The 7,439-nt window shown below is 52.6% G+C and carries 2 protein-coding genes; both read right to left on the bottom strand.

Annotated elements, in window-relative coordinates:
* Positions 1-208 precede the first annotated feature (208 nt).
* Complete coding sequence (locus Q2J39_RS10080) at positions 209-4,360, bottom strand: NPCBM/NEW2 domain-containing protein (RefSeq protein ID WP_288340548.1); 4,152 nt, start codon at positions 4,358-4,360, stop codon at positions 209-211.
* Positions 4,361-4,453: 93 nt separating this feature from the next.
* The gene (locus Q2J39_RS10075) at positions 4,454-7,171 is read right to left on the bottom strand and encodes a hypothetical protein (protein WP_288340550.1); all 2,718 of its coding nucleotides are present in this window, start codon (positions 7,169-7,171) and stop codon (positions 4,454-4,456) included.
* Positions 7,172-7,439 lie beyond the last annotated feature (268 nt).

Raw genomic sequence — 7,439 nt, 5'->3', positions numbered from 1 at the left:
TTAGCGTATCTAATATTCAGTCTCGCGTATACCCGTCGATTGTTTGACACTTACTTTCCTTTCTCTTTTTGGATACAGAAAAGCGGCGGTTCGTCCTGCAGTTTTCTCTGCAGGCGTGAACCGCCGCAATTTGCTTCAGACATTCTGGTTCGTCAAAAGTGGTGGAAAAAGTCTAAATCCTCCAGAACGTCTGGTAAGCACGAATGAATTACTTCGTCAGCAGACTCTTGTCGGGCGTCAGGCGCAGAGCCAGCTCTTTGGAAGCCAGATCTTTAGCCATTGCGTCAATCTCCTGCTGCGTTGTGTTCTTACTGGTTTTGAGCAGTTTTGCCAAGGCCAGCGTATCGGTGAAGGCTTTCTTGCCGGTATCGGAGTAGGATGCCAGTTTTGCGTTGATCGCATTGCCCTTATCAATCGCCGCATTCAGAAGCGTCCAGTCAAGTTCCGGTGTCGGCTCTTCGTCTTTGGTCCACTTCGCGTAAAGCGTGGTTTCGGCTGCCGGCTTCTCGGTTTCGAAGCTGAACGCATTCTGGCAATCCGCATCGGTATACCAGCCGCTGAACGTATAGCCTTCGCGTTCTGGATCAGCCGGTTTTTCAACAGGGGATCCGGCAACGTAGAGCGCTTCACTGCTCTGTTCGCCCTCAATCTGCGTATCGAAGGTTACACCGATAACCTGAATCTTGCTTTCGGCAGGTTTACTGTCAAGCGTTCCGGATTCTTCGCTGCCGTTGGCAGTAACGGTCCAGGTCCAGGTACCTTTGCGGGTCAGACCGGTCGGCATGGACGTTTCGCTTCCCGGCATTTCGAAATGCATGCCGTTTGGCATGGTGATGCCTACGGTGTAGCCATTTGCGTTTTCTACCGCATTCCAGCTGAGGGTAGCGCCCAGTACACCGTTTTCACGGGACGGCGTCGCCGTCAGTCCTGTTGGAGCCGGGAGCTTGCCGTCTGTGCTTTCGAATACGGCCAGGATCGAAGCGGTGTCGGCTGCGATCTGGTACGTGTATTCCGCATCCGTACTCAGTTCCGTTCCATCGGCTTTGGTCCAGCGAACGAAACGGGATCCTTCGGCTGCTTCCGCTTTGACGGTTACCCACTGACCGGCGGCCAGATCGCCTTCCAATGCAGTCACCGTTCCGGTTCCGCTGCAGGATGGATCAATTTGAGCGCTCAGATGGAGCGGGGTTTCCGCTTTCTTCGTCAGTTTGGCTTCAGCCCAGTCGGCATGCGAGTTGGAGTTTCCGTCCGCGCGGTTGGTAACGCGCAGCGTCAGCGTCTTCGTTCCGGCTGGAATATCCACGTCGATTTCGCCGTACTTCTTTTCACGCGTCTGGTTGTCGACCGAGCCAAGTTCTACACCGTCGGCCAGAACCGTAAACTTGACTTTCGGGCTGGCCGAAGCGGCTTCCTTGTCCAGTCCGACTTTGGAATAGAAGTGATCGAGTCCCTGCTTGCCGCTCAGATCGATATCGATATCTACATCTCCGCTCGCGGCAGAATGCGTACCGATCCCTTTGGCGAATGTAACATCTTTCGTTCCGTCAAAGAGGGTCAGCACATTGCCTTCCACACTGAGATCACGCTGCGGGTTGTGACCGGACCAGCCGGTTTCGGCTTTCGTCCAGGGCAGTTCCGATGCGTAATAGCCGTCGGCTGGCGTGAGGGTGAAGCTGTACGTCTTGGTCGCCGACGCATCGGGGCTGGTGACTTTGACTTTGATCTCGGTTGGATCTTCAGCCGAGCCGTTTGTATTCCAGGTTACGCTGCCGGTTCCGCTCTTAATCAGCGTGTCGCCCTTGAAGACTTCAACTTTCGCATTGGCGTTGGTCGCGGTGAAAGTGAACGGAATGAGCAGACCGAAATGCGAACCCGTATACGTGTCAACGGCTTGATCAAAGGTTTCGGTAAGGGACGCATTCGCTCCGAAATCCACGCCGCTCAGGCTGCAGTCTGCGTTTGTCGCTTTGTAGACGTTGACTTCGACATAGTTCGGCATCTGGAGTGCCTCGCTGTGGCAGACGACAATCACTTTATTCGGACCGTCCTTAAGGTCAATCATCGGGTTGTCGAGCTTCTTGCCATCGAGGAAGTATTCGATCGTGCTGCGCTTCGAATTCGCTTCGGCTTCGATAGCCGCGCTTGTGGCCGTGGAATCGACATCGACGCGAACCTTTCCGTCTTCTGGAATTGCGACTTCTGCACCGTTGACTATAAGGGTCTTGACCGACTGGTCGCCATCGCCGGAGCGGAATACCTGCAGACGGTAATCCTTAATCGTTCCGTCTTTAGCGGTAACGAAAATTTCGAACAGGTTGAAGCCGGCGTACAGTTTTACATCATCCGCCTTGGCATCGACCGGCTTGTTGTTGAAGCTGACTGTGACTTTGGCATCCGGTGCAAGGGCTGCGAAGTCATAGGAGATCGTCTCCTGATCTTCATCCGCGAACAGATACCAGTACTGACGGGAAAGCTCGAGACTGCTGAAGTCTTTTGCGTCAGCGACTTTGACCTGGGCTTTGCCAAGACGTGTTTCACTGCTTTCCTTGGTTGCTGCAGGATTTTCCACTTCCTGAGCGTTCTTAATGAGTACCGCAGCCGATTCTGCTGCTGGACCTACGATGCCGTTTTCAACGGTATAGGCGAGAACACGCAGATACTTTCCATTCAGTTTGTCATCGTAGTGCGCATTGTCGCCATGCAGGCCGGTCTCAACCGTCCACGGACCGTCTAAGCTGCCGGCGCTCTGCCATACGTAGGAAATCGAACCATTGGCACTGTCTGTATTTGCCGATGCATGGAGAGTCTGCGATTCTTCATCATCCGTAACCGAAACTGAAGTCGGTGCGGCAAGTTCAACTTTCCTTGTCAGGGCAAAGGCTTTGGTCTCGCCATTGCTGGTAATGGAAAGATCGCTGAACGTCGTTACCGGATGACTGTCGTTGTTTCCAGTCGCTGTGGCCAGAGCGATGGTTCTCTCACCGTCGAGGAAACTTGTGTCTGTATTGGAAGAAATCGTCTTGAAGGTAGTTCCGTCCGTACTGTAGGCGGCTGTGATCGTACTGCCGTCTCGACTGAGGCGATACCAGACATTATCTATGTGGGCCATGCTTGGAGCGGTATCTACATTGCCGTCATCCCAGTATTCAGCTGCACTCTGATTTACTTCGCGTATAAGCGCCATGACTTCTCGTTCATTACTTGTATTTGAACGGCTCTTTCGTTCCACGGAAATATAGTTGTCCGCATCTTTGAAAAGGTAGAGACCGCTCGCACCCCAGTAGCCGGAGCCCTGCGGCGCATTTGCTTTGACATCAATGGAGAAGTGCTCAGCATCAACGCCATCTGGGAGTTCAAACGTTACTACATGACCCGGAGTCTGCTGCTGATACAGACCAAAGTGCCAGTGAGCCATGCTCAGTCCGGATTCACCTGGAACAATACCCGAAGCGGAGGAGTCTGCGCTTGCTCGATGTGCGATCGTTACGCCATCGGCCAGTCCATAGGCTTCTTTTTCGATTTTTACCAGCGTGCTTGCACTCGCACTGCCCGTCGTCGCAGTAACAAGAACCAGACCGCTGGAAACGCCGCTCAGCACACCGGTGCTTTCATTGATCGTGGCTGCCGTTGTGGCCTGACCCGTAAAGGCGTCACAGACACTCCAGGCGATGCTTGCATTTTCATCCGAAGCCGTAGCGGTAAAGGTCGCGTTTTCTCCTGCTTTGACAGATTCTGCAGGCGTATTAATCGTTACGGTATGTTTCGCTTCTGTCTGTACCGCTGCGGTTGTTACTGGCGCAGACAGAGCCGAACCTTTTTTCTGATAGACTTTGGCGCGAATAAATTTGCCCGCCAGGCTGTTGCCGACCGCCGGCGTAGTTCCGGTCAGCGAATCGGCCGGTGTCCATGGACCGTCTTTGCTGTCAGCCTTTTCCCAGAGAACAGCAAGTCCGGTACCTGCACTCTGGCCTTCGGCGCTGACGGAAAGCGTCTTGCCGTTCAGTGCGCACGAAGCGGAAGTCAGAGCAGGAAGCGTATTTTCCTGTGTAAGCGCAATATTCTTCACCGTCTCGCCGCTCGTTACGGTGAGTCCGGAATAGGTAACAAACGGTACAGGCGAGACAGCGTTCGATCCAGCCGCCAGTGCAATCTTGAAGTCATCTCCAAGGAATGCGCCGTCTACCTGACCGATCTTGTTAAAGGTTTCGCCGTCCTTGCTGTAGTAGCCTTCGATCGTAGTGTCTTTCTTAACGATTCGATACCATACATCCGCAGCGGTGTTCAGGTTTTCACCGTCGCCTTCCGTGCCGCCATTCCACGTTTCCGCTGCATGTTGACTGACTTCGCGGACCATGGCCATGCGCTCGGAGACATTGCTCGAGCCGTCGCGGCTCTTCTTTTCTACTGAGACGTAATTGTCCTGATCCTTAAAGAGATACAGGCCGCTGTAGCCTCAGTTTCCGTTGCCGTCTGGCGTGCTGGCTTTTACTGTTACAGTAAAGTCTGTTTTATCGATACCTTCTGGTACTGCCGTTCCCAGCGTATGTGCAGCGGCCTGCTGCTGATACAGACCAACAGGAAGCAGAGGCATTTTGATCGTGCCGTCGCCATAAACGACACGCGACAGGTCCGAATCACTTTCGGCTGCGTGCAGAACGCTCAGCGCATCGCTCAGTTTGTATTCACGCGCACCATTGATCTGGATCAAGGTACTTGCGGAAGTGCCTGCAGCTTTTGCCGTTACGCGGACGATGGATGTTGCATTGCCGGCGGTAAGGGTGCCGTCTTCGGTAATGGTTGCCCCATCGGTTTCCTGTCCGGTAAAGGCGTCGCGAACGATCCAGGAAACTTTCGTTCCTTCTTCAGCACCGGTTACTGTGGCGCTCAGTTTGGCGGTTTCTCCGCCGTTGAGGACCGTTTTATTGCTGGATACGGCGATCGTCGCATCCGATGTGGACGCATCGCCGGTAACGGTGATGGTTTTGCTTCCCATCTCGAATTTACGGGTTCCGCTGATGACATAGCCGGTAATGGTGGCTTCACCTGGGCCTTCCGCAATCAGGTTGCCGGCGGCATCGGTGGAAATCACGGATGGATCTCTGGAAAGATAGTAGGCTTTGGCATCTTCCGGCAGGTTCTGGTTCAGAGACGCGCTGGTCTGGTCGGTGGATGTGACGTCAGCCGCATTTGTTCCTCCGCCAAAGTCAATGCCCGGGCGCAGCTGCGGATCATAGGTGTTGCCTTCAAATTTAATATTCGAGCAGCCGTTAAAGGAGAACAGGTTGGAAGTATACTTGTTCATTCCCATTGTGGCTGTCGGAACCATCGTATCGCCCACTGTCATCTCATCGCTTGTGGTTGTGAAACTGAGCGAAGAGAACGGCTGCGAGCGAAGAACGGTATTGTTCTTGAACGTGATGCCTTCGGTACTCTTAGCATCCAGTACTTTATGGCCTTCGGTATAGAACGTATTGTTTTCAATGTTGATGTTGTGATGAACCGGCTTGTCCTTGGAAACGTTCGGGTTAGTCGGATCAATGAAAATGTCCTGTGAGTTGCCGTTGATAAATGTGTTGTTATAGATGTTCACATTGGTCGAACGGCCAGATTCATACCAGGACTGACCGTCACAGGAAATGTAAATGCCCGCCATGTTCATGCGGTTGAACATGTTGTCATGAATCTGGACATTGCCGCGGGTCGTACAGAGAATTCCGCGCGTCGGCGAGGCGTCAAAGACGTTGTCATGAATGTCGACATCCGGCGTATAGGAAATGTTTTCGGTCAGGTAGTTGTTGGCGGTAATGCCATCGGGCACCGCCTCATCGAGCGTCAGGACGATGCGGCCCAGAGAACCGGTATTTTCTCCGATCCAGCCGCCTTTGCCATCCGGAGAGCTGACTGCCGTAACTGTACGGGTAGAATTGGCTACTGGCGCCATGCTTCCCTTTTCGGAGAACTCAATCTTGTCGCCGACAAAGTAGTTCGGAAAACCGGATGTCTCGTTATGCTGGTATTCCACGGTGACTTTGTTTCCATCTACGTTTGTGACTTTCAGAAATGTTCCATGCACGTTGATCGGGTCATCGTGCGGATTGTGGAACCGGGAGTTCTTGATCGTGATTTTTCCTTTGACACCGGAAATGTTGATGTCATCGGCACTTGAGGACGTTGCGCGTCCGGAGTTGTCCGGCGTATCGAAGATAACGCCGTCCAGCGTAATGTCTTCGCACATCTGCACGATGATGCCAAAACCGTGAACGTAGTTTTCTTCGATGTTCTGCAGGGTGACGTTTTTGGAATACGCCAGCGTTCCTGCGGTCTGATCGCGCAGCGTGTTGCGGGTTTGATAAACGCGGCCAGCCGGAATGTCCGGCATGGAAGAATAGTGGATCTTAAGCATGTGGTTTCCAAGATCTTCAATGCTTGAAGCACCGGAACGAGGATCCGAACTTCCGCGCCACGCATCGCCGCTTACCGCGTCAAAGCTCTGGGTATAGCTGTATGAGTTCGCCTGAGTCCAGTACGGCTGACCGGTATAGGGCGATTTGTCTGAACTCCAGTTGATGTTCGTTCCATCCAGAGTGTAGGTCAGACTTTCCGGAATGTGGTACGTGATCGTTTTTGCAGCCTGGTCCACCACAACCGCAGTCATTTCCAGACAGGTTGGTGCCGCGTAATCGATACTGAAGTTTTTGAATACGACATTTTCCGAAGAAATCGACGCATACGGCGTCATCTTGCCGTGGTAAACAAAACGGGAACCGTTGCCGTCGATGGTAACGTTCTGCATGTCTTCAATACAGATTCCGATGGTGCGCTGCGATGCGCTGGTATTCGCACCGGTTGTGTTGGACAGGTAGAGCAGTTTTTTCGTGGCCTTGTCCGGGTAGAAATTGTATTCGCCCTTTGGAAAAGAAAGCGTGACAGACTCGCCTGCATCCGTCTTTTCCTTGGCCGCAGCAATGGCCTCGATGATGGCAGGGGAACTGTCCTTGTATCCGGACGGATCCGCACCGTATTCCGTGACGTCAATAACTTCGCCGGTCAGTGCGTCATCCTGCCCGGCTCTGGCTTCGTTGGCTACGGCCGGGATGGTCGTCGTTAACAGCGGACTGGCGCCGAGCAGCAGCGAAAGAAACGCGCTGGTCAGCTTAGCAGCTTTTTTCATTTTTACTCCTTCTTTTTTCTCCGGTTTTCGACATTCAAATCCATATTCTTTTGCGGTTTTCTCTGTATTTTGCCCGAACAGAGACTGCCTGAAAAAGAAAAAAACAGCCCGAATACTTTTTCAATATGAATAGACATGTCTGCCAAAAACGCTGGATTTTGTTCATTCTTGATTTACATCTTAGGGAAAGTGGAATGATATCCTTTACATTTTAACCAATGCTGTTCACTTAAGCTTCACAAGCTCACTTACAAATCAGGTTAGTTCC

Origin of the sequence: uncultured Allobaculum sp. (genome assembly GCF_948576815.1) — a bacterium.
Classification (GTDB): domain Bacteria; phylum Bacillota_I; class Bacilli_A; order Erysipelotrichales; family Erysipelotrichaceae; genus Allobaculum; species Allobaculum fili.
The sequence above is the reverse complement of the archived record's forward strand: the minus strand, read 5'-3'. Positions and strand labels throughout refer to the sequence as shown.

Excerpts from the sequence above, each read along its gene's own strand:
- Q2J39_RS10075 (WP_288340550.1), bottom strand. The coding sequence starts at position 7,171 with ATGAAAAAAGCTGCTAAGCTGACCAGCGCGTTTCTTTCGCTGCTGCTC.
- Q2J39_RS10080 (WP_288340548.1), bottom strand. The coding sequence starts at position 4,360 with ATGGCCATGGTCCGCGAAGTCAGTCAACATGCAGCGGAAACGTGGAAT.